The sequence below is a fragment of the Bradyrhizobium sp. MI1.7 genome (genome assembly GCF_055811795.1).
In genome coordinates this window covers 37,394-63,593 of the sequence record NZ_JBVVPO010000023.1, presented here as the reverse complement: position 1 = coordinate 63,593, position 26,200 = coordinate 37,394, and the positions used below count along the sequence as shown (strand labels likewise).

The 26,200-nt window shown below is 65.2% G+C and carries 25 protein-coding genes and 2 tRNA genes; 9 read left to right on the top strand and 18 right to left on the bottom strand.

All coding sequences use genetic code 11. The annotated features are described in order from the left end of the window. Positions 1 to 36: 36 nt before the first annotated feature. Together groL and AC0L3X_RS21585 are read left to right on the top strand one after the other, a co-directional pair. Complete coding sequence (gene groL / locus AC0L3X_RS21590; RefSeq protein WP_473316731.1) at positions 37 to 1,677, top strand: chaperonin GroEL; 1,641 nt, start codon at positions 37 to 39, stop codon at positions 1,675 to 1,677. Positions 1,678 to 1,857: 180 nt separating this feature from the next. Beyond that, the gene (locus tag AC0L3X_RS21585; RefSeq protein ID WP_354102224.1) at positions 1,858 to 2,475 is read left to right on the top strand and encodes an SEL1-like repeat protein; all 618 of its coding nucleotides are present in this window, start codon (positions 1,858 to 1,860) and stop codon (positions 2,473 to 2,475) included. Between the two features lie 96 nt (positions 2,476 to 2,571). On the opposite strand, the gene lepB is transcribed toward AC0L3X_RS21585, so the two are convergent. The 6 genes from lepB to AC0L3X_RS21555 form a co-directional block, all read right to left on the bottom strand. After that, positions 2,572 to 3,318 carry a signal peptidase I gene (gene lepB / locus AC0L3X_RS21580; RefSeq protein ID WP_283016958.1) on the bottom strand — a complete coding sequence of 249 codons (747 nt, stop codon included), beginning with the start codon at positions 3,316 to 3,318 and terminating at the stop codon, positions 2,572 to 2,574. A gap of 163 nt (positions 3,319 to 3,481) precedes the next feature. Next, on the bottom strand, positions 3,482 to 4,633 hold the full coding sequence (locus AC0L3X_RS21575; protein ID WP_283016959.1) for a slipin family protein: 1,152 nt from the start codon (positions 4,631 to 4,633) through the stop codon (positions 3,482 to 3,484). Positions 4,634 to 4,968: 335 nt separating this feature from the next. After that, positions 4,969 to 5,034, bottom strand: a tRNA-Asn gene (locus AC0L3X_RS21570). A 4-nt stretch (positions 5,035 to 5,038) separates the two neighbouring features. Then, a tRNA-Phe gene (locus AC0L3X_RS21565) sits at positions 5,039 to 5,108 on the bottom strand. A 205-nt stretch (positions 5,109 to 5,313) separates the two neighbouring features. Continuing rightward, complete coding sequence (locus AC0L3X_RS21560) at positions 5,314 to 5,601, bottom strand: GIY-YIG nuclease family protein (protein WP_071912533.1); 288 nt, start codon at positions 5,599 to 5,601, stop codon at positions 5,314 to 5,316. 142 nt (positions 5,602 to 5,743) lie between these two features. Continuing rightward, on the bottom strand, positions 5,744 to 6,577 hold the full coding sequence (locus tag AC0L3X_RS21555; RefSeq protein WP_283016960.1) for a LysR family transcriptional regulator: 834 nt from the start codon (positions 6,575 to 6,577) through the stop codon (positions 5,744 to 5,746). Positions 6,578 to 6,704: 127 nt separating this feature from the next. On the opposite strand from AC0L3X_RS21555, the gene AC0L3X_RS21550 reads away from it, so the two are divergent. The 3 genes from AC0L3X_RS21550 (at position 6,705) to AC0L3X_RS21540 (ending at position 9,412) form a co-directional block, all read left to right on the top strand. Then, positions 6,705 to 7,298, top strand: a complete 594-nt coding sequence (locus tag AC0L3X_RS21550; protein WP_283016961.1) for a cysteine hydrolase family protein — start codon at positions 6,705 to 6,707, stop codon at positions 7,296 to 7,298. A gap of 12 nt (positions 7,299 to 7,310) precedes the next feature. After that, entirely contained in the window at positions 7,311 to 7,949 is a 639-nt protein-coding gene (locus tag AC0L3X_RS21545; protein WP_283016962.1) for a glutathione binding-like protein, read from the top strand. A 110-nt stretch (positions 7,950 to 8,059) separates the two neighbouring features. Then, positions 8,060 to 9,412, top strand: a complete 1,353-nt coding sequence (locus AC0L3X_RS21540; protein WP_283016963.1) for a caspase family protein — start codon at positions 8,060 to 8,062, stop codon at positions 9,410 to 9,412. A gap of 39 nt (positions 9,413 to 9,451) precedes the next feature. Here AC0L3X_RS21540 and AC0L3X_RS21535 read toward each other — a convergent pair whose 3' ends face one another. The 7 genes from AC0L3X_RS21535 to AC0L3X_RS21505 all read right to left on the bottom strand — a co-directional run bounded on the left by AC0L3X_RS21535 (position 9,452) and on the right by AC0L3X_RS21505 (position 16,351). Next, complete coding sequence (locus AC0L3X_RS21535; protein WP_283016964.1) at positions 9,452 to 10,888, bottom strand: NAD-dependent succinate-semialdehyde dehydrogenase; 1,437 nt, start codon at positions 10,886 to 10,888, stop codon at positions 9,452 to 9,454. A 12-nt stretch (positions 10,889 to 10,900) separates the two neighbouring features. After that, complete coding sequence (locus AC0L3X_RS21530) at positions 10,901 to 11,548, bottom strand: ATP-binding cassette domain-containing protein (protein ID WP_135215471.1); 648 nt, start codon at positions 11,546 to 11,548, stop codon at positions 10,901 to 10,903. Next, complete coding sequence (locus tag AC0L3X_RS21525; protein ID WP_283016965.1) at positions 11,549 to 12,250, bottom strand: ABC transporter ATP-binding protein; 702 nt, start codon at positions 12,248 to 12,250, stop codon at positions 11,549 to 11,551. It abuts the gene before it with no gap. After that, on the bottom strand, positions 12,247 to 12,990 hold the full coding sequence (locus tag AC0L3X_RS21520) for an ABC transporter ATP-binding protein (RefSeq protein ID WP_028158494.1): 744 nt from the start codon (positions 12,988 to 12,990) through the stop codon (positions 12,247 to 12,249). The genes AC0L3X_RS21525 and AC0L3X_RS21520 overlap by 4 nt, the downstream gene beginning before the upstream one ends. After that, positions 12,987 to 14,030 carry a branched-chain amino acid ABC transporter permease gene (locus AC0L3X_RS21515; RefSeq protein ID WP_283016966.1) on the bottom strand — a complete coding sequence of 348 codons (1,044 nt, stop codon included), beginning with the start codon at positions 14,028 to 14,030 and terminating at the stop codon, positions 12,987 to 12,989. The genes AC0L3X_RS21520 and AC0L3X_RS21515 overlap by 4 nt, the downstream gene beginning before the upstream one ends. A gap of 3 nt (positions 14,031 to 14,033) precedes the next feature. After that, the gene (locus tag AC0L3X_RS21510) at positions 14,034 to 14,954 is read right to left on the bottom strand and encodes a branched-chain amino acid ABC transporter permease (protein ID WP_014494228.1); all 921 of its coding nucleotides are present in this window, start codon (positions 14,952 to 14,954) and stop codon (positions 14,034 to 14,036) included. Positions 14,955 to 15,058: 104 nt separating this feature from the next. Next, a complete protein-coding gene (locus AC0L3X_RS21505; protein WP_224517354.1) occupies positions 15,059 to 16,351 on the bottom strand; it encodes an ABC transporter substrate-binding protein in 1,293 nt (430 codons plus the stop codon). Positions 16,352 to 16,487: 136 nt separating this feature from the next. Here AC0L3X_RS21505 and AC0L3X_RS21500 point away from each other — a divergent pair, with 136 nt between their 5' ends. Together AC0L3X_RS21500 and AC0L3X_RS21495 are read left to right on the top strand one after the other, a co-directional pair. After that, a complete protein-coding gene (locus AC0L3X_RS21500; RefSeq protein WP_071912511.1) occupies positions 16,488 to 17,321 on the top strand; it encodes a MurR/RpiR family transcriptional regulator in 834 nt (277 codons plus the stop codon). Positions 17,322 to 17,343: 22 nt separating this feature from the next. Then, a complete protein-coding gene (locus tag AC0L3X_RS21495) occupies positions 17,344 to 18,165 on the top strand; it encodes an SDR family NAD(P)-dependent oxidoreductase (protein WP_283016967.1) in 822 nt (273 codons plus the stop codon). 60 nt (positions 18,166 to 18,225) lie between these two features. On the opposite strand, the gene AC0L3X_RS21490 is transcribed toward AC0L3X_RS21495, so the two are convergent. Further along, positions 18,226 to 19,317: a DUF2778 domain-containing protein gene (locus AC0L3X_RS21490; RefSeq protein WP_166342460.1), complete on the bottom strand. Its 1,092-nt coding sequence runs from the start codon at positions 19,315 to 19,317 to the stop codon at positions 18,226 to 18,228. 658 nt (positions 19,318 to 19,975) lie between these two features. On the opposite strand from AC0L3X_RS21490, the gene AC0L3X_RS21485 reads away from it, so the two are divergent. Together AC0L3X_RS21485 and AC0L3X_RS21480 are read left to right on the top strand one after the other, a co-directional pair. Further along, the gene (locus AC0L3X_RS21485) at positions 19,976 to 20,500 is read left to right on the top strand and encodes a FecR domain-containing protein (protein WP_166342461.1); all 525 of its coding nucleotides are present in this window, start codon (positions 19,976 to 19,978) and stop codon (positions 20,498 to 20,500) included. A gap of 71 nt (positions 20,501 to 20,571) precedes the next feature. After that, complete coding sequence (locus AC0L3X_RS21480; protein ID WP_283016968.1) at positions 20,572 to 22,461, top strand: CHASE2 domain-containing protein; 1,890 nt, start codon at positions 20,572 to 20,574, stop codon at positions 22,459 to 22,461. A gap of 13 nt (positions 22,462 to 22,474) precedes the next feature. On the opposite strand, the gene AC0L3X_RS21475 is transcribed toward AC0L3X_RS21480, so the two are convergent. From AC0L3X_RS21475 to AC0L3X_RS21460, 4 genes are all read right to left on the bottom strand, one after another. Further along, positions 22,475 to 23,977 carry a glycosyltransferase family 39 protein gene (locus AC0L3X_RS21475; protein ID WP_166342462.1) on the bottom strand — a complete coding sequence of 501 codons (1,503 nt, stop codon included), beginning with the start codon at positions 23,975 to 23,977 and terminating at the stop codon, positions 22,475 to 22,477. A 6-nt stretch (positions 23,978 to 23,983) separates the two neighbouring features. After that, positions 23,984 to 25,117 carry a glycosyltransferase family 2 protein gene (locus tag AC0L3X_RS21470; RefSeq protein ID WP_283016969.1) on the bottom strand — a complete coding sequence of 378 codons (1,134 nt, stop codon included), beginning with the start codon at positions 25,115 to 25,117 and terminating at the stop codon, positions 23,984 to 23,986. A gap of 271 nt (positions 25,118 to 25,388) precedes the next feature. Further along, positions 25,389 to 25,589: a hypothetical protein gene (locus AC0L3X_RS21465; RefSeq protein WP_071912499.1), complete on the bottom strand. Its 201-nt coding sequence runs from the start codon at positions 25,587 to 25,589 to the stop codon at positions 25,389 to 25,391. Positions 25,590 to 25,745: 156 nt separating this feature from the next. Continuing rightward, positions 25,746 to 26,129 carry a hypothetical protein gene (locus AC0L3X_RS21460; protein WP_063982423.1) on the bottom strand — a complete coding sequence of 128 codons (384 nt, stop codon included), beginning with the start codon at positions 26,127 to 26,129 and terminating at the stop codon, positions 25,746 to 25,748. Positions 26,130 to 26,200 lie beyond the last annotated feature (71 nt).

Genomic DNA, 26,200 nt, shown 5'->3' with positions numbered 1-26,200 from the left:
TCTCCCCACCAGCTAAACACCTAAGGAAAAATCCAGATGTCAGCTAAAGAAGTCAAATTCGGCGTCGATGCACGCGACAAGATGCTGCGTGGCGTCGACATCCTCGCCAACGCCGTCAAGGTGACGCTCGGCCCCAAGGGCCGCAACGTCGTCCTCGACAAGTCGTTCGGCGCTCCCCGCATCACCAAGGACGGCGTCACCGTCGCCAAGGAGATCGAGCTCGACGACAAGTTCGAGAACATGGGCGCGCAGATGGTGCGCGAAGTCGCCTCCAAGTCGGCTGACGCGGCCGGCGACGGCACCACCACCGCAACCGTGCTCGCGGCTGCGATCGTTCGTGAAGGCGCAAAGTCGGTTGCCGCCGGCATGAACCCGATGGACCTGAAGCGTGGTATCGACCTGGCCGTGGAAGCCGTGGTCGCCGACCTCGTCAAGAACTCCAAGAAGGTCACCTCGAACGACGAGATCGCCCAGGTCGGCACCATCTCGGCGAACGGCGATGCCGAAATCGGCAAGTTCCTCTCCGACGCCATGAAGAAGGTCGGCAACGAGGGTGTCATCACCGTCGAGGAAGCCAAGTCGCTCGAGACCGAGCTCGACGTCGTCGAGGGCATGCAGTTCGACCGCGGCTACATCTCGCCCTACTTCGTCACCAACGCCGACAAGATGCGCGTTGAGATGGACGACGCCTACATCCTCATCAACGAGAAGAAACTCTCCTCGCTGAACGAGCTGCTGCCGCTGCTCGAGGCCGTGGTGCAGACCGGCAAGCCGCTGGTCATCGTCGCCGAGGACGTCGAGGGCGAAGCGCTCGCGACCCTCGTCGTCAACCGTCTGCGCGGTGGTCTGAAGGTCGCGGCCGTCAAGGCTCCGGGCTTCGGCGATCGCCGCAAGGCCATGCTGCAGGACATCGCGATCCTGGCCGGCGGCCAGGCGATCTCGGAAGATCTCGGCATCAAGCTCGAGAACGTCACGCTCAACATGCTCGGTCGCGCCAAGAAGGTGATGATCGACAAGGAGAACACAACGATCGTCAACGGCGCCGGCAAGAAGGCCGACATCGAGGCGCGCGTGGCCCAGATCAAGGCGCAGATCGAGGAGACCACCTCGGACTACGACCGTGAGAAGCTCCAGGAGCGTCTCGCCAAGCTCGCAGGCGGCGTCGCGGTGATCCGCGTCGGCGGCGCGACCGAGGTCGAGGTGAAGGAGCGCAAGGATCGCGTTGATGACGCGATGCATGCGACCCGCGCGGCGGTCGAGGAAGGCATCGTCCCGGGCGGCGGCGTCGCCCTGCTCCGTGCCTCCGAGCAGCTCAAGGGTCTGCGCACCAAGAACGACGACCAGAAGACCGGCGTCGAGATCGTGCGCAAGGCGCTGTCGGCTCCCGCTCGCCAGATCGCGATCAACGCCGGTGAAGACGGTTCGGTGATCGTCGGCAAGATCCTGGAGAACAAGACCTACGCTTACGGCTTCGACTCCCAGACCGGCGAGTACGTCAACCTGGTCACCAAGGGCATCATCGACCCGACCAAGGTGGTCCGTACCGCGATCCAGAACGCAGCCTCGGTTGCCGCGCTCCTGATCACCACGGAAGCCATGGTCGCCGAGCTGCCCAAGAAGGGCGGCGCCGGTCCGGCGATGCCCCCGGGCGGCGGAATGGGCGGCATGGACTTCTGATCCAGCCGTTCAGATACGATACGGAATGCGAAACCCCGGCAGCGATGCCGGGGTTTTTGTTTTGGGGCGGCGCCCCGATGCAACGCCTTGTGGCGACCTGCGAGCGCACCTACAATTCAAAGGTGTATCCTTCGGATCACTAATGCTGCAGGATCCCGTGGAGCCCTGACGAGAATTGCAATGCCGCACCGCAAGATACGTCCGCTGCTGGCAGCCCTTGTCATCATCTCCGCTGCGGGCCTTTCCGCGCCGACGCCCGTAGACGCGGCGGACAACAATGACGCGATTGGGAAGATGGAAGGGACATGGCCGGATTGGCTTCCGCGAGCCGAGCAATGCCCCGCTGACTCCATGCCGGCGAACGCGGGCGCACCTGCTTTTTCGATCGAAGGATGCTCGGCTGCGGCGGAGCAGTGCCTTGATCGCTGTCGGGCGGGCAACGCGAGCGACTGCTACGCAGCCGCACTCGTCGTCCAGCGGATGATCAAGACCGGGCCGCTCTCCGATGCGCTGTTTCTGAGGGCCTGCAAGCTCGGCGTTGCTTCAGGCTGTACGAACGTTGCCGCCAGCATGGAAGACAGCGGCGACTATGCCTGTCCCAATCGGACGTATGAACTGGCATGCGGCCGAGACGATCCCTGGGCATGCACGATGATGGGATTTCACTTGATCAAAGGTATCGGCGTCGAAAAGAACAACGCCCGGGCGCGGCGTTTCTTGGCGAAATCCTGCCGCTTTGGCGTCACGGACGAAGCCTGCGCAAACGCGAAGGCCTTTCTGAAAGAGATTGGCGACTGAAGGGCTCGGCCCGACGACCTTCGGAAAACGAACCTTGCGGACGAATGAATTCCGGGCTCAGCGCTACGCGCCCCCCCGGAATGACGGCGGCGCCCCTCACCACACCTTCCCCAGCCGCTCCATGTGCGGCTCGCCGTCTTCGTCGAGCGACCAGATGATCCGCGTCACCCGCCCGACGAGGTTGTCCATCGGGATGAAACCCATCGTTGCCATCACGCGGCTGTCGCTCGAGTTGTCGCGGTTGTCGCCCAGCACGAAGAAATGGCCGGGCGGCACGGTGTAGACATTGGTGTTGTCGTAGTAGCCGTTCTCGACGCAGTCGTAGGTGATGTAGGAATTGCCATTGGGCAGCGTCTCGCGCCAGCGCTTGACCTTGACGCTGCCATCCAGACCGCAGGCGGTGCCGGCGAGCCCGTTTGCGAGCGCGACGCGCGTCACCGGTCTGTCATTGAGGACAAGCTGTCCCTGCCGCATCTGGATGCGGTCGCCGGGCAGCCCGACCACGCGCTTGACGTAGTCGACCGAGGTGTCCTTTGGCGCGCGAAACACGACTACGTCACCGTGCTCGGGCTCGGCCGCAAAGACACGGCCCGAGATCCAGGACGGTGCGAAAGGAAAGGAATAGCGGCCGTAGCCATAGGCGTATTTGGCGGCGAAGACGTAGTCGCCGACGACCAGCGTCGGGGTCATCGAGCCGGAAGGAATGTTGAACGGCTGATACAGGAAGAAGCGAAACAGGAACGGCGGCGACCACAGCACCGGGATCAACAGGATCAGGACGACGATCGCTTTCCATTCCCGCGGCCGGGCCGTAGGGCGGATCGTTTGCTGAAGAGTGGTCATTCGCTTGCCATGATCGAGATTGTGGTCGTCACCGTGAGATTACGCAACCTTCGCGCGCGTGCAATACCCACTCATGGTTTTGGTCGCACGGGCGCGCGCACGCGTTCATCGCAAGCGTCGACAATGGAGATGTGAAGGGCCGCCCGTGGGCGGCCCTTCTGCTTCATGCGCTCTCGGGCGCCTTCAGGCGCACGAGCCGGGTCAGGAGGGCATCGAGGCCCTCGCCGTTGCCGGCATGGAGGTCGATGCGGCCGACCTTCTCGACCAGCCGCTCCAGCGACTCCAGCTCCTTGAGCCGCAGCAGCAGGGGGTTCTCCTCCATCAGGCGGGCGGTGTTCAGGAGTGAACGCGTCGCCGCGGTCTCCTCCTGCCGGCGGATCAGGTTCGCCTTCGCGACCCGCTCCGCCTCCACCACCTTGTTCACCAGCTCCCGGATCTCGCCGGGCAGGATCACGTCCTTGACGCCGAGCTCGGTCACCTCCATGCCGGACTCCGCGACGCGTGCACGCACATAGTCGCGCAGCTCCGCATCCAGCGCCGCCTTCGCAGACAGCACCTCGTCCAGCGTCCGGCCCGCCACCGCCTCGCGGATCGCGAACTGCACCAGCCGGTACAGCCACGCATCCACGTCGGGCACGGTCGCAACCGTGCGCTCGGGATCGACGATCCTGCGGAACGCCGTCAGCGTCACCCGCAGCGCGATGCGATCCTTGGTCAGCATCTCCTGCGCGGTGATCTCGACCGCCTGGGGCCGCAGGTCGAGGCGCTTCACCTCGATCTTGCGGCCGACGGTCCAGAAGGCGTGCCGGCCGGGCGCAAGCCGCTCCACGAGCCGGCCCTCGACATAGAGCAGGCCCGCCTCGTGGTTCTCGACCACCGCTTCCATCACGACGGTCGAGCGGTTGCGCTCGATCATGGTCAGGTGCCGCGCGCCAACCCGAGGATCGGCGGAAACATCGATGCGCTCGACATCGATGCGGGTCGCGACCTTCCAGTAGACGCGCGCCTGCCAGGGCGTCATCAGATGCACGGGCCGGCCGTCGAGGCTGACGATGGCGATCTCGTCCGCCTTGGTCTCGATCGCCTCGAACAGCTCAGCGGCCAGATCAGGCCGCGCGGCCTTCAGTACCGCGTAGCGATCCGCGGGGAATTCGCTGCGCACCACGTCGAGCACCTCGGCCTTCAGCTCGTGCAGGGGATCGAACAAGCGATGCTTGCCGGGCGCGAGCACGCGCACGAGCTGTCCGTTGCGCGTGAGCAACGCACGCTCGCCATCCTTCACCGTCACGTTCAACATCAGCAAGTGCCAGGTCATGGCACGCCTCCTTCGTTTGCGCCCGGCCGGATGCCGGACAGCAGGTTTCGTTTGCAAAGGACGTGAGGACGCGGACGACGCTTCCCGGGAAATCAGCGGGCCGGGGCTTGAACTTGCATGATGACGGGCGCACGCGCGCGATCGCTCGACGCGTGTCGAGCGGTCATGCGGAGCCACCCGGCATCAGCGCAAGCGGTATCGACCCGCGGCGCAAAGCCGGTCTCACAGTGTCTAGGTTCGGACGGTAAGCCTTTCGGCAAAACGGCCGGACTGCGACTGAAGCGCGCGTCCGGTCCTCGTCAGAGGTATCAGCTTTTCAGGCTGAAACGGAGCGCTGGAGCGGGATTCGAACCCGCGACAGGATGAGTAACAGTCATCTGCTCTACCAAACTGAGCTATCCTTTGTGCAAGAGACCGGAATCGAACCGATGCCTTCGGGTGTTCAGCCCGACGCTCTCCATGAGCTACGTCCTGCGTTTGCCCTTCATTCGGCGGAACACGAAACCGCAGAGCGGCTCGCGCCAGCCGGGATCTCAGAGAGCCCGAACCCATGGCCTAGCGAAGGAGGGCGCTAATAGACGAAGCACGTTCGGGTTGCAAGGGGGTGGTGCGAGATTTTTTTTGGTTTGTCATTCCGGGGCGCGGCGAAGCCGCGAGCCCGGAATCCATAACCACAGGCCCTAATTGGAGATGCCGCTGTAGAGATCATCCCAATTCGGATTCTGTTCATCGATCAATCGCGTCTTCCAATCCCGCCGCCATTTCTTGAGCTCTTTCTCGCGAGCGATTGCGCTTACGGGGTCATCGAAAGTCTCGAACAGAACCAGCTTGTCGATCCCGTATCGCTTGGTGAAACCCGGGACGATCTTGGTCTTGTGCTCGTAGACGCGTCGAACGAGGTCGCTCGTTACACCGATGTACAACGTGCCGTACTTCCTACTTGCCAGGATGTAGACGTAGTAGGCCATTCCTCCAGCCTGTGGTTATGGATTCCGGGCTCGGCGCTTCGCGCCGCCCCGGAATGACGACCGGATGTTAGAATCACGCGAAGACAATCTCAACCAAAAGATGCAACAAGAGATCTTGCTGTCGAATGACTGAAGCGTGACGTCAACCGCGCGACGTTTCCTGAAAACACGCCCTCACCCAGTCGATCGTCACACGCGTCGCGGGATCGCGCTTGAGGTGGTTCTGCACCAGCAGCCAGGCGTCGCGCCGCTTCGGCAGCAGCGTGGCGCGCAGGCGGCGATCGCCGAGCAAGTCCGCGCAAACATACTCCGGCAACACGCCGGCGGCCCGATGCGCGCGGATCAGGTTACGGATGACGCGAACGTTGTCGGTGACGCAGCGCGCGCGGGCTTGCTTCATGCGCAGGAATTGCATCTCGGGAATGGCACCGAGTTCGTCCGGATAGGCGCACAGCACCGGCTCGCCCTCGGTCGCAACAGGCTCGAAATAATAAAGCTTGACGTCGCCGAGCCTGGAGATCGCGAAGTCACCCTTGTCGGGTTTGCGCAGCCGGATGGCGAGATCGGCTTCCCAGCGCGAGAACTTGACGTTCTCGCTCGAGGTGAGGAATTGCAGCGTCAGGCCGGGATTGGCGCGCAGGAAGTCGCTCGCGCGCGGCGACAGCACCTCCTCAGCGAACGTGTTGGTGGAGGCGATGCGCAGGCGTCCCACCGGACCTGCCAGGCTCGCGCCGACGCGACCGATCTCGGCGGCATGTGCGGCCATCGCCTCGACATGCGCCAGCACCGCCTCGCAACTCCGCGTCGGCCTGCGGACGCCGTCGGCCGCCTCGAACAGACGCAAACCGAGTGCACGCTCGATGCGCGACAGCCTGCGCCCGACCGTGGTTTCGTCGATGCGCAGCCGCGCGCTGGCGCCCGCGTAGGTGCCCTCGTCCCTGACGGCAGCGATGATGCGCAGATCGTCCCAGTTCATTGCGTCAGGTTATACCGGCCGGGAGCAGCCTGCAATATCGCAGCCACCCGCTGCAATATCCCTGCATATCGGCAGGCATTCCCGAGGCTATGTTTGTGCAGCCTCTTGCCCCGGAGATTTCCAGACCATGACGACCGCAAAGACCCTGCTGCAGCTCGCCGGTGCCGATCTCAACCCGCCGCGTCTTGGCGACGCCGCGCTGGTGCTGATCGATATCCAGAACGAATATCTCGCGGGTCCCCTCGCTCTGCCCGACGCGGGACCTGCGATCGCGCGGGCGGCTGCGCTCCTGGCACGGGCACGCGAGAGCGGAGCCGCGATCATCCATATCGCCCATCGCGGCAAGGCCGGCAGCCTGTTCGATCGCGGCGCCGACCGCGGCGCCATCGTCGCCGAGCTGAGCCCCCGTGCCGGCGAGCTGGTGATCGAGAAGGAGTTGCCCAATGCATTTGCCGGCACTGATCTGCAGGCGCGCCTTGCCGCAACCGACAGGAAGAACATCGTACTGGCCGGCTTCATGACGCATATGTGCGTCAGCTCCACCGCCCGTGCCGCGCTCGACCTCGGCTTTCGCACGACTGTTGACGCCGATGCCTGCGCCACGCGCGACCTGCCCGACGGCCGCGGCGGCACGCTGGACGCCCGGACCATCCACGAGGTTGCACTCGCCGAGCTATCCGACCGCTTCGCGATCATCGCGCGCGGCGATGCGCTGAAATAACGGAGCAACGCGATGCTGCAGCTCTATTTCTCGCCGATGGCCTGCTCGCTTGCGAGCCGCATCGCGCTGATGGAGGCCGGCCTCGATGCGCGTTATCATCTGGTGCATCTCCGGACCAAGACGGTCGCCGACGACGACGGCGATTTCCGCGGCGTGTCGCCGAAGGCCGCGGTGCCGGTCCTGGTGCTGGAGAACGGCGAACGGCTGACCGAAAGCGCGGCGGTGCTGCAATACATCGCCGATGCGAAGCCGGAGGCGGGCCTGGCGCCCCGGTTCGGCGATCCCGACCGCTACCGCCTGCAGGAATGGCTGAGCTTCATCGGCGCCGAGATCCACAAGGCCTTCCTGTTTCCGACCTTCTGGTACAAGGACGACGGCTCGCTCGCCAAGCCGCGTGCGAGGATCACGCAGACATTGGCGGTGCCATCAGCACATCTCGCCGACCGCGAATTCCTCGTCGGCGACCGTTTCACCGTCGCAGATGCCCACCTCGCCTGGGCCCTGCTGCTGCTCCGTCCCGCGGGCGTCGACATCGCGCAATGGCCAAGCCTGTCGGCCTATCTCGCGCGCATGCAGGGGCGGCCCAGCGTGCGGGAGGCGATTGCGACCGAGATGGAGCTGCGCAAGACGGTGGCGGCAAACCCGGCGTGACAGGATGTCACGGTCGCTAAATCTGACGGGTCCGCAGCGAGGGCATTGATACCGACGCGGCATGCGCTAATCTGGGTGAATATTTTTCGATATTTCCCTGGAAGGCATTCATGCGTGCTCCTTCTGGAATTTTGCGTCATTTTTTCCTGCCCCTCCTCGCCCTCTGGCTGAGCCTTGGCCCCGCATCGGCGGACACGCGGGTTGCGCTGGTGATCGGCAACGGCGCTTATGTCTCTACGGCGCAGCTACCCAACCCGTCGCACGATGCCGAAGACGTCGCAGCCTCGCTCAAGCGCAGCGGTTTCGAGGTGTTCCAGGGTATCGACCTGCGCCAGGCCGACATGCAGGACCTGACCATCCGCTTCGCGCGCGCCGCGAGCCGGGCCGATGTCGCCATGTTCTACTACAGCGGCCATGCCATGCAGTACAACGGCGTGAACTATCTAATGCCTGTCGACGCCGTGCTGACGGATGAAGCAGACCTCAAGCGCTTCGTGCGGGTCGACGACATCGTGAACGATCTGCAGCAGGCCAAGAATTTGCGAATCCTCGTGCTCGATTCCTGCCGCGACAATCCGCTGGCCGAAACCTTGAAGCGCTCTGCCGGCTCGACGCGCGCCGCCTCGATCGGACGAGGCCTGTCGAAAGTCGAGGCGCCGCGCGGCACGATCGTGTCGTTCTCGACGCAATCAGGGCAGGTCGCCGCCGACGGCACCGGCCGCAACAGCCCCTACACGACCGCGTTCCTCAAGCACATCGAGGAGCCGCAGGAAATCGGCGACGTCTTTCGCGACATCAGCAGCGACGTCTATGACTCCAGCGGCAAGACCCAGCTGCCGGAGCTGTCGCTGTCGATCATCGGCAAGTTCTACCTGAACGGGCCTGTAACGGTCACGGTCGCGCCGGCGCCCCCCCAAGCTGCACCGAAGGCCGATCCCTGCGCGGCCGCCGAGGCGCACTGGAAGGCTGCTGAGGGCATCGGCACGCTGGGTGCCTTTGAGGATCATCTCGCGAGATTCCCGAATTGCATCTTCGCCACCCTCGCCAAGGCACGCATTGAAGGCCTGAAGCAGAAAGTGGCGGTCGCGCCGAGCGGTAACGCCAGAACCACCGGCAGCAAGGATTTTGACGGCAGCTGGGACGTGACGTTGAACTGCCCGGCTTCCGGCAAGGCGCAGGGCTTCACCAGGCCCCTGGTCGCCACCGTGACCAATGGCGTGTTTCACGCCGAGGTGCAGGGTCCGGGCGGTGTCAATCGGCTGGAGATCGACGGCCAGATCCCCGCGGACGGCAAGACGACCTTGAGCGCGCGCGGCACGACGGGGGCGAGCACCTACACACTCAACAACCTCGCACCCGGCTCGCCTTACGCCTTCACGGTCGACGCGCAGTTCGATCGCACCCGAGGCAGCGGCAAGCGCAACGAGGCGCGGGCCTGCAACCTGGTTTTCGTCAAGCGCTAAGCCGCGCGATGATCGCGCGGCCTCGCATGCAACGCCCGCTCACACGCCCGTCTGGCTGATGAACTTGGTGTTGAAGTAGCCTTCCATCGCCTCGGTGCCGCCTTCCGAACCGTAGCCGGAATCCTTGATGCCGCCGAACGGCACCTCGGGCAGCGCCAGACCAAAGCTGTTGATCGACATCATGCCGGCCTCGACCGCCGCGCCGATCGCAGCCGCCGTCTTGGCCGAGCTGGTGAAGGCGTAAGAGGCAAGACCAAAGGGCAGCCGGTTCGCCTCCTCGACCACGTCGTCGAATGACGAGAAGCGGGAGATCAGGGCGAGCGGGCCGAACGGCTCCTCGTTCATCGCGCGCGCATCCTTCGGCACATCGCTCACCACGGTCGGCTCGAAGAAATGGCCCTTGTTGCCGACACGCTTGCCCCCGGTCTCGAGCCTGGCGCCCTTGCCGACGGCATCCTGCACCATGCCTTCGATGGCGGTGACGCGGCGGGGATTGGCGAGCGAACCCATTTTGGACTCGGGATCGAGGCCATTGCCGACCTTGAACGCCTTGGCGCTGTCGACGAATTTGTCGACGAATTCGCGGAACACGTCGTCCTGCACCAGCATCCGCGTCGGCGAGATGCAGACCTGGCCGGCGTTACGATATTTCGCCGCCGCCAGGATCTTCGCGGCCGAGGTGACGTCGGCATCCCCAAAGACGATCGCCGGCGCATGGCCGCCGAGCTCCATGGTGGCGCGCTTCATGTGCAGGCCCGCGAGCGCGTTGAGCTGCTTGCCGACATGGGTCGAGCCGGTGAAGGAGATTTTCCGGATCACCGGATGCGGGATCAAATATTCGGAGATATCCGACGGCACGCCGTAGACGAGGTTGATGACGCCGTCGGGCACGCCCGCGTCTGCAAACGCGCGGATCAGTTGCGCGGGCGAAGCTGGTGTCTCCTCCGGCGCCTTGACGATGATCGAGCAGCCGGCGGCGAGCGCTGCGGAAAGCTTGCGCACGACCTGGTTGATCGGGAAATTCCACGGCGTGAACGCGGCGACCGGGCCGACCGGCTCCTTCATCGCGATCTGGTAGATGCCGGGGCCGCGCGCGGGGATCAACCGGCCATAGGCGCGCTTGGCCTCCTCCGCGAACCACTCGATCACGTCAGCGGCGGCCATTGCCTCCATTTTGGCTTCGCCCAGCGTCTTGCCTTGCTCCATCGTCAGCAGCGGCGCGATCTCGTCATTGCGCTCGCGCATGATCGCGGCGGCCTTGCGCATGATCCGGCAGCGCTCGAACGGCGCGACATTGCGCCAGACCTTGAAGCCGGCGGAAGCGGCGGCCAGCGCCTCGTCGAGATCGGACTGGCCCGCATGAGCGACGGTGCCGATTACCTCCTCGGTCGCGGGATTGCGCACCTCGATCACTTTGCCAGAATGGGCCGGGCGCCATTTGCCGGCAATGAAAAGCTGCGTGTTCGAATAGGCCAACGGAGTCTCCTTTTACGTCGAGCTGTGACAGATGGCATCCGCGGCGCGCGTCATCTCCGGTCCGAGATAGAGGCGGAAGCGCGGCTCGGCGGCGAGCGTGCGGAAGTCCGCCATCCGCGTCACCCCGCCGCCGGCGACGAACAGGAATTGCCCGGCGATTTCGGCGAGGATGTCGAGGTGCCAGCTGGCTGTCGGATGCATGCAGAGGATGACCAGCCTGCCCTCGTCGCGCAGCTTGCGGAAGAAATCGAGCATGAAGCCGATATAGCCGTCCTGCAGGTTGAACTGCGGTTCGTCGAACAAGTGAACCAGCGGCGTCCGGGTCGGCGACGGCGCCAGCAAGGCGGACGGAACGCGCTTGCGAAACCGCCGGACCTGATAGGACTGGTGATAGTGGATCGCGAGCCGGTCGCGCTCGCGATATTTGACGCCATGGATATCGGTGCCCGCGACCAGCACGCGCCCCGAGGTCGGCGCGTTGGAACCGGTCATCATCTCGAACAAGGTCGTCTTGCCGGCGCCGTTCGGCCCGACCACGCCGACGATACCCGGCTCCTCCAGCGACAGGTTTGCCTGAAGCGTGAACGTCGGACGGCGGATGACGCGGCCCCTTGTGTAGACCTTGCGAACGTCATCGAGGACGAGCAGCGGTGCGGCCACTTATTGTACTCCCAGCAAGCGCTGACGAAGGGCGCGGTCATCGCGCAAGGTCGCGGCCTCGCCGGTCCAGACGATCCGGCCGCGATCGATCACCGCGGCATGGTCGGCCACCGACAGCGCGATCTCCGCATTCTGTTCGACAACCAGCGAGGCGATCCCCTCCTCTTTCATGCGCAAAATGGTGGCGAGCACGTCGCCGACGATCTTTGGCGCAAGACCCTGGCTCGGCTCGTCGAACAGGACCAGTCCCGGCGAGCCGACCAGCGCGCGCGCAATGGCGACCATCTGCATCTCGCCACCCGACAGGTTCTCGCAGTCGCGCTCCATGAGATATTCGAGCGGCGAGAAGATCGCGGCGGCCTCCTTGACGCTCCAGTTGCGAAAGCGCGTGCGCTTCTGCGCGATGGTGAGGTTGCGCGCCACCGACAAGGTCGGGCACAGCCGCCGGTCGTCGGGCACCCAGCCGATGCCGGCGCGCGCGATCTCGTGGGTCGGATCGCGCGTCACGTCATGCCCGTCGAAGCGAACCGCGCCGCGGCGCGGGCGGGTCAGCCCGAGAATCGAACGGAGCATGGTGGTCTTGCCGGCGCCGTTCGGCCCGAGCAGTGCAAACACCTTGGCGTGCTCGATAGCGAGCGAGGCGCCGAACAGCGCCTGGGTCTCGCCGTAGAAGGTATCGACCCCATCCACTTCGAGGATCATGCGAATTTCCCGAGATTGGAGCGACGCACCCATTCGTTCTGCTGCAGCTCGTGCGGCGTGCCGCGCGCCACCACCTGGCCCCAATGGATGACCGAGATGCGATCGGCGAGCGAGAACAGGAACTCCATGTCGTGCTCGATGGCGACGATGGTCAGCCGGCCCTTCAGGCGCGCCACCAGAGCGGCCAGCCGCTGCACGCCGTCGGAGCCGAGGCCGGAGGTCGGCTCGTCCAGGCACAGCACGCGCGGGGCCTGCGCCAGCGCGACCGCGATCTCGAGTGCGCGGCGGTCGCCATAGGACAGGTCCTTGGCACGGACATCGCCCTTGTCGGCAAGCCCGACCGCGGCGAGCGCTTCGGATGCCTGCTCGGCAAACCTGCGATCTCCAGCTGCCGCCCGCGCGATATCGAGGCCACGGGCGCGAAACGCGGGCAAGCCCATCATGACGTTGTCGCGGGCGGAGAATTCGTCGAACAGGGTCATGATCTGAAACGAGCGGGCGATGCCCTTGGCGGCGATGCGGTGCGGGCTCAATCCCGTGACATCCTCGCCGCCGAGCAGGACTCGGCCGCGGCTCGGTTTCACCCGGCCGGTGAGGACGTTGAAGAACGTGGTCTTGCCCGCGCCGTTCGGGCCCATCACGCCGTGAAACTCGCCCTCGGCAACCGCGAGATCGACGCTTTCCAGCACGACGCGATCGCCGAAGCGAACGTGCACACCTGCGGCCTCGATCATGCTCATCGCCCGCCCCCGACCAGCAGTCGCATCGCGGACGTGCCGCGCCGCCGCAGCGCGTTGAGGGAATGCTGCTGCGCGGCGGCCGAGAGCGCGCCCGCGATGCCCTCGGGGCGGAACAGCACGATCGCAATGAACAGCAGACCAAAATAGAGCATCCAGGCATTGGTCAGGGCGCCGATCACGTCGCGCGCGGTGAGGAAGAGAAAAACGCCGATCACCGGCCCCCAGAAGCTGACGAGCCCGCCACCGACCAGCGTCATCATCACGACGTAGCCGGATTGATGCAGGCTCATGACATCAGGGAATGCGGCGAGCTGCGCCATCGCGAACAGTCCGCCGGCAAAGCCGGACACGGCCGCCGACAGCGCGAACACCGACGCCTTGTAGAGCCACACGTTATAGCCGAGATGGGCGGCGCGAACCTCGCTCTGCCTGATCGCAGCGACCACGCGGCCGTAGGGCGAGTGCACCAGCCGCCACAAGACGGCGGTACCGACCGCGAACACCGCGAGCACGAAATAGTAGAACGCGACATTGTCGGTGAGATCGAACGACACCAGCCCGAAATCGGCCGGCAGCCGCTTGATCTTGAGAAGCCCATCCTCACCGCCGGTGATGCGGTGCGACTTGATCGCCAGCGTCCAGAAGATCTGGCCGAAGGCGATGGTCATGAAGGCATAGTAGATGCCGCGCCGGTGCGAGATGAACAGCGCCACCAGCACGCCGGCAAGCCCCGCGACCACGGCCGCGGCAGCGAGACAGATCCAGAGATTGGCGACAATGTCGAGCTGGCAGAGCCCGAACGCATAGGCGCCGATGCCGAAATAGGCGCCATGTCCGAACGAGGGAAGTCCGGCCGTGCCCAGCACCAGGTTGAACGCAAGCGCATAGAGCGACCAGATCAGGATCTCGATCCCGAGATAGGGATAGAGCCCGATCCGCGTGATCCACAGCGGCACCGTTGCAAGCACCAGCCAGAGCACCAGCATCGTCGGCGTGACGAGGCGCGCGGCATCGGATGAAGATCTTGATCCCACAATCATTCCCTAGGCCTCGAGCACGCTTTTCTTGCCCCACAGCCCGCGTGCACGGAACGTCACGACGGCGACGAGCAGGATGTACATCGACAACAGCGACCATTCGGACGCGTAAGCGCCGGCAAGGCCGACACAGAGTCCGACCAGCAGCCCGGCCACGACGGCGCCCCAGAAACTCCCGACGCCGCCGAGCACGATCACCAGGAACGCGGGGATGACGGCATCGACGCCCATATGCGGACGAATGCCCCAGATCGGCGCGACGATGATGCCCGCGATCGCGGCCAGCATCGTGCCGAACACGAAGACCAGCAGCCGCAATCGCGACAGGTTGATGCCGAGCGCGCGGACGATCTCGCTGTCATGAGCGCCGGCCTTGACGGTTGCGCCGAATGAAGTCTTTTCGATCAACAGCCAGACCAGGCCGATGATCCCGGCCGCGATGCCCGCCGCGTAGAAGCGATAGGTCGACCAGATCAGGTCGCCGAACAGGAAGCCGCCGTTGATGGCGGACGGCACCTGGAGCACATAGTCACGCGTGCCCCAGACCAGGCGGATCAACTCCTCGATCACCATCGCGGCGCCGAAGGTCAGGAGAAGCCCGTACAGCGGGTCCTTGCCGTAGGTCCGCCGCATGCAGAGCTCGATCAGCATGCCGACGAGGCTCACGATCACGGGCGCGATCACGAGCGTCGCGGCATAGCGCCAGCCCAGCGGCAGCGCGAGCCACGCTTTCGCAAGATCGGCCGGCAATGGCGGGCGCGGTCCGGTGAGCTGCATGGCGACATAGGCCCCGAGCGCGAACAGGGACCCATGCGCAAGGTTGATCTGCTCCATCAGCCCGACAATGAGCATGAAGCCGAGCGCGATCAGCGCGAACAACAGGCCAAGCGTCAGGCCATTCAGGAGATGCGGAAGAAGGTCGAACAAGGTTTTGACTCTCGCAACTGGTATTGCTCCCCCAAGCCCTCGATGGCCCGGGCCTGCGGCGCGCGACATGCGCGCCGCTCGTTCCACGACGCGACGCACCGTCTCTAGGAGTCGACGGTCGGCACCTGCTCGTAGGGCGTGAGCTTGCACTTGCCGGGCGCAGCGTCATCGGCAGCCGATTTCGGCTCCGTCCAGCTGATGATCTCGAACAGATCGGTGTTGTCGGCCGGCTTGGCGTTGCGCCGCGCCAGATAGATCGTCTGCTGCATCTGATGCGTCACGGGATCCATGTAGGCGTCGAAGTGCTGCATGCGATCGGTTGCCGAGACCTTGAGGTTCTCGATCTCCTTGATGATCTTGACGTTGTTGGTCGACCCTGCCCGCTCGATTGCACGGAGCAGTTCGCGCGTGCTCATATAGCCGTTGTAGGAGACGTTGCCCGGCACCGGGATCGGGCCGTCCTTGTTGGCCGCCTGCCATTTCCTAACGAACTCGGCGACGCCGGGCAGCTGCAGCTTGTGATACCAGGTCGTGCCGAACACGCCGAACAGGCTGTCGGGCGCGCCCCAGACATCGGGCCAGTCCTGCTGGTTGTTGATCCAGGCGGGCTTGCCGTCGAGCTTGAGCTGCGCCACCTGCTCGCGCAGTGCCTTGATGTCGTCGCCGCCGATCGCAGTCGCGACCACGTCGGGTTTTGCTTGTTGGATCTTCAGGAGGTAGGCGGTGAAGTCGCGGGTGTTCTGCGGCACCAGCAGATTATCGATGATCTTGCCGCCGGCAGCCTCGACCTGCGCCTTGGTCGCGGCAGACGTCGTGTGACCCCAGACGTAGTCATTGGTCAGCAGCATCCAGTTCTTGCCGATGGAATCGACTGCGTTCTTGACCGATGCCTTGGAGAAATTGGTGCCGTTGCCGTCCCAGACGAATTTCACACGCGAGCAATTCTCCCCGGCTTCGCTCGGCGCGGAGGAATTGGTGTTCATGTAGATCACGCCGTATTTGCTGGCGACCTGGGTGATGGCGTTGGCGACGCCGGAATGCAGCGCGCCGATCAGGATGGTGCAGTCCTCGCGGGTGATGAAGCGTTCGGCAACGCGGCTGCCGGTGGCCGGCGTCGTCTCGGTGTCCGCGGTGATGAACGAGACTTGGCGGCCGAGCACGCCGCCTTTGGCGTTGAACTCGTCGATCGCCATCTTGATGCCGCGGAAATCATCCTGGCCGCTGTTGCCGTATTGGCCGCTGGCATCGCAGGTCAGGCCGAGCTTGATCGGCTTCGCGCCTTGCGCCCAGGCATGATTCTCTTTCCACGGGCCAAAGAAGCTGCCGGTGCCGCCGATGACGCTGGCCATCAAGCTGCCCTTCAGAACGCTTCGCCGTGAGATCTGACGCTCTCTCATCGTTTCCTCCCGTTTTCGAAGTCTTTTGCTTTTTTCTGCGATTAGAATATTCATTCCAATTATGATGTAAAGTGGAATATTTGATCCAAACGGTGAAATGCCGTTAAACAGGCGACCGATCCGGAGACCCGAGACGATGAACAAGGCACAAGGCGCGATGAGCTACGACGAGCTGCGCGGCGCCATTGCGCAGCGGCACCGGGCGCTATCCGGCCGGCTGCAGCAGATCGCGGAGTTCGTGCTCGATCACCCGACCGATGTCGCGCTCGGCACCGTGGCCGAGGTGGCGCAGCGCTCGGGCGTGCCGCCCTCGGCGATCGTTCGCTTCGCCCATGCGCTCGGCTTCGGCGGCTTCACCGAGATGCAGCAGGTATTCCGCTCACGCCTCGTTGCCGGCGTAGCACCAAGCTACAAGGCGCGGCTCGCCCGCATGAAGAGCGAGGAGAAATCGGTACTCGGCCGCCAGCCGGCCGCGGTGCTGTCCCGCTTCGTCTCGGAGGCGCAATCGTCGCTGGTGACGCTGAGCCAGTCGGTGCATGCGCGCGAGCTCGACGCGGCAACTGCGATCCTTGCGAAAGCGCGCGACATCTATCTGCTCGGGCTCGGCGGCTCGTTTCCGGTTGCGACCCACCTCGCCTACGTGCTGCGCAAGCTCGGACGCCGCGTCGTCCTGCTCGACGGCACGGGCGGCAGCATCCACGAGCAGTCGCATGCCGCAACCACGGAGGACGCGCTGGTCGCGATCAGCTTCCGGAACTACTATCCGGATACGGCGCGGCTGTTTCCCGAACTCGTTGCGCGAGGCGTGCCCACGATCTCCATCACCGACAGCCTCCTGAGCCCGATCGTCGAAGGCGCGAGCGTCGTGTTCGAGATCCAGGACATGCCCGAGCCGGCACTGCGCACGCTGGTCGCACCGATGTGCCTCGTGCAGGCGATGGCGATCGGGCTCGATCTCGCGGCGGACTGACGTTTCATAACAGGAGAAGATCATGGCTGCACATGACGGGAAAGTATTGTCAGGACAGGTGGCGCTGGTGACCGGCGCGGGACGCGGGCTCGGACGCGCCTTTGCGGAGAAGCTCGCCGCGCTCGGCGCCGATGTCGCCATCCACGGCATGCGCGAGAACGGGCCGGCGGAATATGGCGAGGGCACCACCCTCACCGCGGTCGCCGCAGAGATCGGCCAGCAATTCGGCGTCCGCAGCCAGCGCGTGCTCGGCGACCTCACCAGGGGCGAGGACATCGCGCGCGTGATCGCCGAGACGGAGGCCGCGCTCGGCCCGATCGACATCCTCGTGCACAATGCCGGCGGCGACATCGCAGCCGCCGGTGGCAAGCCCGACCCGAACGACGCGGTGAACATCAAGGAGGCCGATGTGCGCGCGGTGCTGGAGCGCAATCTGCTCTCGACCATCCTGACCTGCCAGGCGGTCGCGAAGGGCATGATGGAGCGGCGCCGCGGCCGCATCGTCACGCTCGGTTCGGTCGCCGCGTTCAAGGGCCGCACCCAGGGCTCGATCTATGCGGTGTCGAAGGCCGGTGTGACCCACTACACGCGATGCCTCGCCGACCAGCTCCGCGCTTACGACATCGCCGTCAACTGCATCGCGCCCGGCGATACCCGCACCGGCCGTTTCCTCGGCACGCGCGCGGTGGACCCTGGCAGAATGGTCGAGACCGGCACGCTCGACCGCATCGCGACCGTCGACGAGGTCGCGCGCGTCGTCGAATTCTTTGCAGGTCCCATGGGCGCCTTCGTCTCGGGCCAGGTGCTCAGGATCGACGGCGGCGGACAATGCTGGCCGGGCTAAATCAGAAAAGAAAAGGGCCGCTGCAAGCGGCCCTTTGAGATCATCGCGAATTGACTGAGATTACTCGACCCGCGCCAGCACCGCGAGCTTGCGGATGCCCTTGTTACGGTAGGCGTCGAGGAACGCGTAATAGTCCTTGAACGACACACAGCCGTTGGAATCGCCGTTCGGCCCGAGCATGAAGGTGTGGGCGAGCAAGCCGTCGCGGCCGTAGATCGCGCTCTCGCCGCCGATCGGGGTCAGGCGCAGCGCCGGCACGCCATGGAACAGCGCTTCGCGCGGCTTCAGCGTGTAGATGTGCGGCGGCGTCACGCCGCGCATGCGGACACGCGAGGAGCGCGGATCGTCGAGATTGGAGCCGAGGCCGGAATGCGCCTCGAGCTTGGTGCCGTCGGGCAGGTAAACCATCTTGGCGGTGATGTCGTAGACCGCCGTGTCGCGCTCATAGGGCGCCGAACCGCCGAGCATGGGGTTCTGCTCCCTCGGCGCGATGGACGCGGTCACGCTGGCATCGGCCGAGGCATAGGCCAGCAGCCCGCCGGACGGCTCGCGCTTGCCCCATAGCTTCTCGACCATCGACTGGCGCGGACCGGTGATCGACATCACCGCGGCCTTGGCGCGATCGGCAAACGATTTCGGCTTCGCCTCAGGCGCCGGCACGATCTCGGCCGGATCGGCCGAAGCCAGTTGCATCTGCGCATCCGGCGCGCGCTTGGCCTTGTCCGCAGTCTTGTCGGCAATCTTGGCCGGTGCTGCCGGCTTCAGCGCGTCCGCGACCTTCGCGATCACGCTCTGCTTGGGGGCGTCCTTCGACGCTTCCTTGGCGACGGCGACCTGGGTTGCGGGCGCGGCGCTCGCATTCGACGCCACGCCCTGGGTCGCGGCCGCGGCAAAGCGCTCGTTGAACATCTCGCGCGAGATCGGGGCTGCGACCTGGAGCCGGTCGGGCAGCAGCGCAAAGGTGTCCCTGATGGCCTCGCCGGCCTCACGCAGCGCCACCCTGGGCGCGCGCTTGATCACGGGCTCGTCGTAGCCAATGCTGCCGACGGTCGGATAGACGCTGGCGCCGAGGACGTTGCTGTAGATGGTCCAGCCGGCGCCCATCACGACGCAGCCGATCGCCGCAGCGCCCAGCCAATTGGTGGTGGTCATTTTCCGGGAAGGCTTCCGAAGAGAATTCTTGGACTTCCGTGCCGCGTTACTCTGCGCAGCGATACTCGTACTCATTCGCCTTGCGTCCAGGACGGTGTCACTCAGTCCCCCTTCGAAGTGCCGCTGGTCACGATCCGGGAACAGCATCTCGCAGGAGGTCGGAGCGTCATTAAGGCGACTTTTAGTTAAATGCAGATTAAGTTCGGGCAGATGTGAGGCACCGCGTTAACGCTGTCCCATTTCGAGAAAAAAGTCCGCAGAACTACGGACTTAGGAGCGTCTGTTAACTATAATTCTCGGCCGGTTCGGCGCGTTCGACGGACGTCACAAGCCGCCCCTCTAAGGCCATCCAACCAAGTCGTTTTCGTGGTCTTCAATACCCGGACAATAGCGGGGAAGCGTTGCGCGAGGCTGGTGCACGCTGCGCCCTCTCGAGCGTGTGTCAGCAGGCTGGCGGCAAGCCCGTCCCACATCACACATCGCGCACAGAGTGCTCACGCGGCACGGCGCCCTGACTGAAAGTTGATCGCGCCGGACTGGAAAAGACCGCACCGAGGAAATAGCTCCGAGAGCGGCGCTTTTCAGCAGCCTCTGCGTGTGATACGGTACCGTATCAACATCGCTTTGAACTGTGCCAAGCACGCAAACGGAGGCTGGCATGAGAGGGATCGCGGGCGCCGGTATTTTCGCTCTGGCGTGGTTGTTTCAGTTGATCGGGTCTGCGAATGCACAGCCGGCTGTCAATGTCGGCTGCACGGCATCGCCAGCGGCTGCGGGCACGCAAGTGTGGCGCTGCGACAACGGCATCACCATCGTTGCGGAAAACGGCGCCAGATTTGAACTTAAGGACGCCAACCGCGACGGACATATTGACTCCGTGGAGTTGAGCAGCAAGGCGCTGCTGATCGAGGTGCCCAAGAAGCCCGGCGGCAATCCCTTCAAGGTGCTGACGCCGCAGGCGATCGCCGCAGTGCGCGGGACCAAATGGGCCGTCGATGTCGCTGAGGCCAAGACCGCGGTCTTCGTTGCTGACGGCCGTGTTGGTGTGAGCCGCAGGGCTCGTGGACGCGGCGTCGTGCTCGGACCGGGCCAAGGCGTCGATGTCGAGGCAACGGGCCCGTTGACCGTCAAGACCTGGGGCCAGCCGCGCGTCGACGCGCTGATGGCAAGACTGGGTCAATAGACCGGGTAAGGCTCGGCCACCAATAAGGCTCGGCCAATCGCATTTGGATGACAGAGAAAATTGCAGACCGCATGAGTAGCCGACGCGTTCAGATCCTGGTGGCACTCGTCCTCACCGCACTGTGGGGTGCGGGCATCTATGCTGGCCACGCCAACGGTCATCTGCGCTTTCTCGATCGGCTCGAGGCGACGCTGACGGATTGGCGGACCCAGGTCCGCGGCGTGCAGGCGCCGCCCGATCTCGTCACCATCGTCGCGATCGACGACACCGTCGTGAAGCGCGGCGGCAGCTATCCGCTGCCGCGCGCCGATCTCGCGCGCGTGGTCGACACCATCGTGCAGTTCAAGCCGAAGGTCGTCGCGATCGACCTGCTGCTGGTCGACCGCAGCGCGGCGATCGGCGATGCGACGCTGGCCAACACGCTCGCAACCGGACCCATGGTGCTCGCCGCCGCCGCGATCTTCCCGACCGCCAGCGAGACTGTGGCACCGGACAGCGAAGGCCCCCTCGCCGCGCTGCCGCAGGCCGAGCGTTTCCTGCTGCCGCTGCCCGCCTTTGCCGATCACGCCGAGGTCGGCGTCGTCAACGTCGCGACGGGGCAGTCGGGCTCGCCGCTTTCGGTGCCGATGCTGTTCCGGACCCGCGACAAGGTCGAGCTGTCGTTTCCCTTGCGGGTCGCGGCGCGCGCGCTCGACAAGCCGCTGACGATCGCGCCGGATCATCTCATGCTCGGCGATCGCGCGGTCTCGACCGACAGCGATTTCGCGCTGCCGATCACCTATTACGGCCCGCGCCGCACCATCCGCACCGTCAGCGCGCAGAGCATCTTCGACGGCACGCTCAATCGCGCGGCGATCGAGAACCGCATCGTCGTGATCGGCGCCGCGGTCGCCGGCGGCGGCGACTTCTATCCGACACCGTTCGATTCCCTGATGCCCGGCGTCGAGGTGATCTCGACCGCGATCACCCATCTCGTCTCCGGTGACGGCATCGTGCGCGACCGCAAGGTCCACATCGCCGACGCGCTCACCGCGATCCTTTTGCCGATGCTGCTGGTCGGCCTGCTCGCCTGGCGGCGCAGCGCGCCCGGCATCATCGCGGCAGCCGCGGTGATGATCGCCTGGGCCGGGCTCAATCTGTTCGCCTTCACGCACGGCGTTTGGCTGAACGCCGCCACGACGCTTGCCGCCGCGGTGCCGCCGGTCGCGGTCTTTGCCGGCGTGCAGCTGTGGGCCGGCGGCCGCCGCACGCAATATTTTGCCGCCAAGAGCAGGTCGCTGGCGCAATTCCAGGCGCCCGCCGTGCAGGAATGGCTGACGCGCGATCCGAATTTCCTGTCCAGGCCGGTCCGGCAGGATGCGGCCGTCGTCTTCATCGATCTCTCCGGTTTCACGACGCTCAGCGAACGGATCGATCCGGACGAGCTGCAGCATCTGCTGAGGGCATTTCACGCGCTGATCGACAAGGCCGCGGTCGATTGCGGCGGCCTGATCACCGGCTTTCTCGGCGACGGCGCCATGATCCTGTTCGGACTGCCACACGCGATGCCCGACGACGCGGCGCGCGCGCTGCAATGCTCGATCGACCTGTATCGCAGCGTCGATCGCTGGATCGTTTCGCTGCCGCCTGCCCTCCGCGGCCAGCTCGGTTTCAAGATCGGCGTGCATTTCGGTCCGATCGTCGCCTCCCGCCTTGGCGAAAGCCACCAGCACATCACGGCGACCGGCGACACGGTCAACGTCGCGAACCGCTTGATGGAGGTTGCCGCCCAGAACTGTGCGCGGCTCGCGCTCAGCGATACGCTGCTGGATGCGGCCGACTTCCACGGCGCTCCCGACGGCATTCTGTCAGGTCCCCTGCTCACGCAGGTCCGCGGCCGCTCCGGCGTCGTGACCGTCTGGTTCTGGCGCGACCAGAACGGGCCGAGCCAGGCCACCGCCAGGGCCGAGATGATCGACTGATTTTTGGGGCCGCCTACCGCGCTTCCGGCGGCGGCGAGCGGTCGAGCACGTCGCCCTTGGCGCCTTCGAGCAGATCAATGCCGTAGGTCTCGATCACGAGCGGCCCGCGCTTGCGCTGCAATTGCGCAATTTGCGTCACCTTCGCGAAGAGCTCGTCGAGGGCGGTATGGCCGTCCGGGCGCAGCTCGTCGACAGAGATCAGCTTGCCGGCAAGCAGCTTTGGATCGGGCTCGGGCATGTTGACCCAGCGGATGCGCTGGTTCTGCTGCAGCACGCAGGTGCCGCGCGGCAGATAGAAGGCGAGCCAGCCCGTGGTGCCGTAGTCCTGCGCGAGCACGCAGGTCGCGCCACTGCGCGCGCGCACCGCTTCGATCTCGGCGGCGAGCTCGCGCCAGCCGACGCCGACGCTGCGCACCGTCGCGTCGCGGCGATAGCCCGACAGCCAGCCGGTGTTGGCCTGCACGATCAGCGCCGCAAACATCACGATGCCCACGGGCGCGGCCCAGCGCAGGCAGAAATCCGCGAGGCGCCGCGCGCGTGGTTGCCACGGCACGAGATTGGCGGCGGCGGCCGCGGCAACGATGAAGGGCGGATAGACCGGCGCGAACCAGTTGGCCTCGACGCGGGCATGCAGCGAATGCCAGACGAAATAGACGACGATGGTCCAGAACAGCGTCTCGATCAGCACACGCGAGGCCAGCGCGCCGGCCCGGCGCCAGGTCAGCGCGTGCAGGCCCATCGCGCCGAGGATGAAGACGAGCGGCGTTGCGAAGGCGATCTGGGTCGGGATCAGCTCGGCGATGAAGACGGGACGGAAGTCCTCGATCTTCGCGCGGCCGAGCTGCTTTACGAACGAGACCCATTGATGATCCGCATTCCACAGGATCACCGGTGAGAACAGCGCGAACGCAACGAGACCGCCGAGATAGGGCCAGGGCGAGAGGAACCAGCGCCGCAGTTTCGGCACGGCCGCAAGCCAGATCAGGATCGCGGCGCCAAAGAACATCGCGGTGTATTTCGACAGCAGCGCCGCGCCGACCGCCGCGCCGACGGCGAGCCACCAGACGCCGCGGCCGGTCTCCAGCACCTTGGCGAGGAAGAACAGCACGAAGCTGGAGGCAACCAGCAGCGGCGCATCCGGCGTGACGATCAGCGTGCCGACCGAGGCCATCATCGTCACGTTGAGCAGGATGGCGCTGGTCGCCGCCACCCGCACGCCGCCGAACAGGATGGCGGCGGAGCGATAGATCGCATAGCTCATCGGCAGTGCGAGCAGGATCGAGAACACGCGGACGCCGAGCTCGGTGTCGCCGGCGATCATGGTGCCGGCGCGGATCACATAGGCGACCATCGGCGGGTGGTCGTAATAGCCCCCGGCGAGGTTCTTCGACCACATCCAGTAATAGGCTTCGTCGAAGGTGATCGGCGTGAACGCGGCCGCAACCAGCCGCAAGCCGACCAGCGCAACGATCACCAGCGCGGTATTGCGGACGATCCGCGCGTCAGCCCCGCCCATGTCGAGCTATTTCTTGCGCCAGACGAACAGTCCGGACATCGCGTAGTTCCACACCACGCCCATCAGCGCGCCGGCCATGCCGGCCAGCCACCAGATCGGCTCCTGGTCGTAGACCGAGAAGGCGACGCCGACATTGGCGAGCAGGCCGACGCTGCACACGATGTAGAAGGCGATCAGGCCGCGCAGCAGCGCAAAGCCCTTCAGCCGCTGGTCGCGATAGGTCAGGAAGTTGTTGAGGGCGAAGTTGCTGGTCATGGCGACGATGGCGCCTGCGGCCTGCGCCTCCGCGAACGGCGCCTTGAACAGCTGAAGGGCGATGAACAGCGTGGTCAGATGCACCACGAGGCCGATGCCGCCGACCATCGCGAACAGGATGAAGCGAAGCGAGACGGCATCGTTGGTGAACTTGGCCAGCACCAGGCCGAGAAAATCCAGCGCGACCATGGAATCGAGCTTGCTCTCGCCGTGCTGGCGCTCGCCGAACGTGTAGGGAATTTCAACAGCTCGCAAGCTACCGTTCGCGCTCGCGACGAGGTCGAGCAGGATCTTGAAGCCGTGCACCGACAGTTTCGGCGCGAGTTCCTCGAAACGGTCGCGGCGAACCATGAAGAAGCCGCTCATGGGATCGGCGATCTCGACCCGCAGCGCCTTCCTGGCGAGTTCGGTCGCCAGCGCGCTGGCGCCGGCGCGCTGCTTGTTGAAGCCTTCGCTCTTGTAGCCCTCGATGTACCGGCTGCCGACGACGAGATCGGCCTGGTCGCTTGCGAGCAGCAACAGCATCTTCGGCAGTTGCGTCTCGTCGTGCTGGAGGTCGGCATCGATCACGGCCACATAGGGCGCGCTGGAGGCCAGGATGCCCTCGATGCAGGCGCCCGATAGGCCGCGGCGGCCGATGCGCCGGACACAGCGCACGCGGTTGTCGCGCTGCGCCAGCGCGCGCACGACGTCCCAGGTGCCGTCGGGCGAATTATCGTCGACGAACACGACTTCCCAGGCGACGTTGGCGAGCGTCGCCTCCAGCCGCCGGTACAGCACCGTGACGTTGTCGCGCTCGTTGAACGTCGGGACGATGACCGACAGTTCCGGCGCCTCTTGAGCCTGCGGGGGAGTGCCGGAGCCCGGTCTGATCGCTTCATTCATGACGGCAGCGTATATCCGCCGCATCCTGCGCTGCCAAGACGTTGCGCTGCCAAGATCTACCGAGCGGGGGGTCTGTGGGGAAAGGCCCAAAAAGGGCCCAAAAATGCCAACGACCCCGGAACGGCGGACCGCGCGTACATCCGGCGCAAGCCCAAGCTATTCCAAGGTCGTTCCAGCGCCGGAGGTTTCGCTCAACGTCGCCGTTACAAACTAGATAGGAACGGTAAAACCGCTTTGCAAGGGGGCATAGCGGCCCTTTTTCAGACCCTTGCTAATTCGGGACTTCCTTGATCACCGGCCCACGCGGCACGGGGGCGGCCGGGACAGCGGGCGCCGCCGCCGGAGCCGGCTCGGCCTTTGCCGGCCTGGGCGGCTTGCCGTACTGGCCGATCGGCCCCAATACGACGGCGACCGCAAGCACGACCGCCGCGACGATCGCGCCCAGAATGCCACCCACCGACTCAGACGACATGGAAGCCCATCCCTGTTCCAGATGCCTCCAGTGATACCATGGATGCGCGCGGAGCTGGAAGAGCCCCCCGCGGAGGGGCGAGTAGCGAATGGCTCGTTGCGCATGAGGAGCGCCGGCTTACGTGCCCTCTTCGCGATTGGCCATTCGCCACTCCCCCTACTTTGCGGGCGGCCTGTGCTTGACGAAGGCCGTCACGATGTCCTTCTGCGCCGACTCGACCGCCCTGTTCGCGGTGGCGAGATGAGCTCCGGCATCGATGTTCGGATATTGCGTGGTGAGATAGTCGAGCAACGCCACCCGGTAATATTGCCGCTCCGACGGACAGGCGCCCGCGACCGAGCGGCCGAAATCCTGTTCCGACATTCCCTGATTGGAGTCGCGCGAATATTCCCGCGCCAGGCAATGCCAGTAATCGTCGCGGCCCTGCATGGCGAGCTTCTGCGCACCCTTGGCATCGTCATCATCGTCGGCCATGGCACCAAACGTCATGGCAGCAGATGTCATCATGACGAGCGCCGCTCCCACCATCAGCATCCGCATTCTTGTTCTCCTTTTGCGCGGGTCCCGTTGCGACCTTAGACGGGACGGCGCAACTGGCCAATCACATCTGG

Excerpts from the sequence above, each read along its gene's own strand:
- AC0L3X_RS21505 (WP_224517354.1), bottom strand. The coding sequence starts at position 16,351 with ATGAGAGAGCGTCAGATCTCACGGCGAAGCGTTCTGAAGGGCAGCTTG.
- groL (WP_473316731.1), top strand. The coding sequence starts at position 37 with ATGTCAGCTAAAGAAGTCAAATTCGGCGTCGATGCACGCGACAAGATG.
- lepB (WP_283016958.1), bottom strand. The coding sequence starts at position 3,318 with ATGACCACTCTTCAGCAAACGATCCGCCCTACGGCCCGGCCGCGGGAA.
- AC0L3X_RS21550 (WP_283016961.1), top strand. The coding sequence starts at position 6,705 with ATGACGACCGCAAAGACCCTGCTGCAGCTCGCCGGTGCCGATCTCAAC.
- AC0L3X_RS21545 (WP_283016962.1), top strand. The coding sequence starts at position 7,311 with ATGCTGCAGCTCTATTTCTCGCCGATGGCCTGCTCGCTTGCGAGCCGC.
- AC0L3X_RS21585 (WP_354102224.1), top strand. The coding sequence starts at position 1,858 with ATGCCGCACCGCAAGATACGTCCGCTGCTGGCAGCCCTTGTCATCATC.
- AC0L3X_RS21555 (WP_283016960.1), bottom strand. The coding sequence starts at position 6,577 with ATGAACTGGGACGATCTGCGCATCATCGCTGCCGTCAGGGACGAGGGC.
- AC0L3X_RS21480 (WP_283016968.1), top strand. The coding sequence starts at position 20,572 with ATGAGTAGCCGACGCGTTCAGATCCTGGTGGCACTCGTCCTCACCGCA.
- AC0L3X_RS21520 (WP_028158494.1), bottom strand. The coding sequence starts at position 12,990 with ATGAGCATGATCGAGGCCGCAGGTGTGCACGTTCGCTTCGGCGATCGC.
- AC0L3X_RS21525 (WP_283016965.1), bottom strand. The coding sequence starts at position 12,250 with ATGATCCTCGAAGTGGATGGGGTCGATACCTTCTACGGCGAGACCCAG.
- AC0L3X_RS21460 (WP_063982423.1), bottom strand. The coding sequence starts at position 26,129 with ATGCGGATGCTGATGGTGGGAGCGGCGCTCGTCATGATGACATCTGCT.
- AC0L3X_RS21515 (WP_283016966.1), bottom strand. The coding sequence starts at position 14,030 with ATGATTGTGGGATCAAGATCTTCATCCGATGCCGCGCGCCTCGTCACG.
- AC0L3X_RS21490 (WP_166342460.1), bottom strand. The coding sequence starts at position 19,317 with ATGACCACCACCAATTGGCTGGGCGCTGCGGCGATCGGCTGCGTCGTG.
- AC0L3X_RS21495 (WP_283016967.1), top strand. The coding sequence starts at position 17,344 with ATGGCTGCACATGACGGGAAAGTATTGTCAGGACAGGTGGCGCTGGTG.
- AC0L3X_RS21575 (WP_283016959.1), bottom strand. The coding sequence starts at position 4,633 with ATGACCTGGCACTTGCTGATGTTGAACGTGACGGTGAAGGATGGCGAG.
- AC0L3X_RS21485 (WP_166342461.1), top strand. The coding sequence starts at position 19,976 with ATGAGAGGGATCGCGGGCGCCGGTATTTTCGCTCTGGCGTGGTTGTTT.
- AC0L3X_RS21540 (WP_283016963.1), top strand. The coding sequence starts at position 8,060 with ATGCGTGCTCCTTCTGGAATTTTGCGTCATTTTTTCCTGCCCCTCCTC.
- AC0L3X_RS21500 (WP_071912511.1), top strand. The coding sequence starts at position 16,488 with ATGAACAAGGCACAAGGCGCGATGAGCTACGACGAGCTGCGCGGCGCC.
- AC0L3X_RS21470 (WP_283016969.1), bottom strand. The coding sequence starts at position 25,117 with ATGAATGAAGCGATCAGACCGGGCTCCGGCACTCCCCCGCAGGCTCAA.
- AC0L3X_RS21560 (WP_071912533.1), bottom strand. The coding sequence starts at position 5,601 with ATGGCCTACTACGTCTACATCCTGGCAAGTAGGAAGTACGGCACGTTG.
- AC0L3X_RS21475 (WP_166342462.1), bottom strand. The coding sequence starts at position 23,977 with ATGGGCGGGGCTGACGCGCGGATCGTCCGCAATACCGCGCTGGTGATC.
- AC0L3X_RS21465 (WP_071912499.1), bottom strand. The coding sequence starts at position 25,589 with ATGTCGTCTGAGTCGGTGGGTGGCATTCTGGGCGCGATCGTCGCGGCG.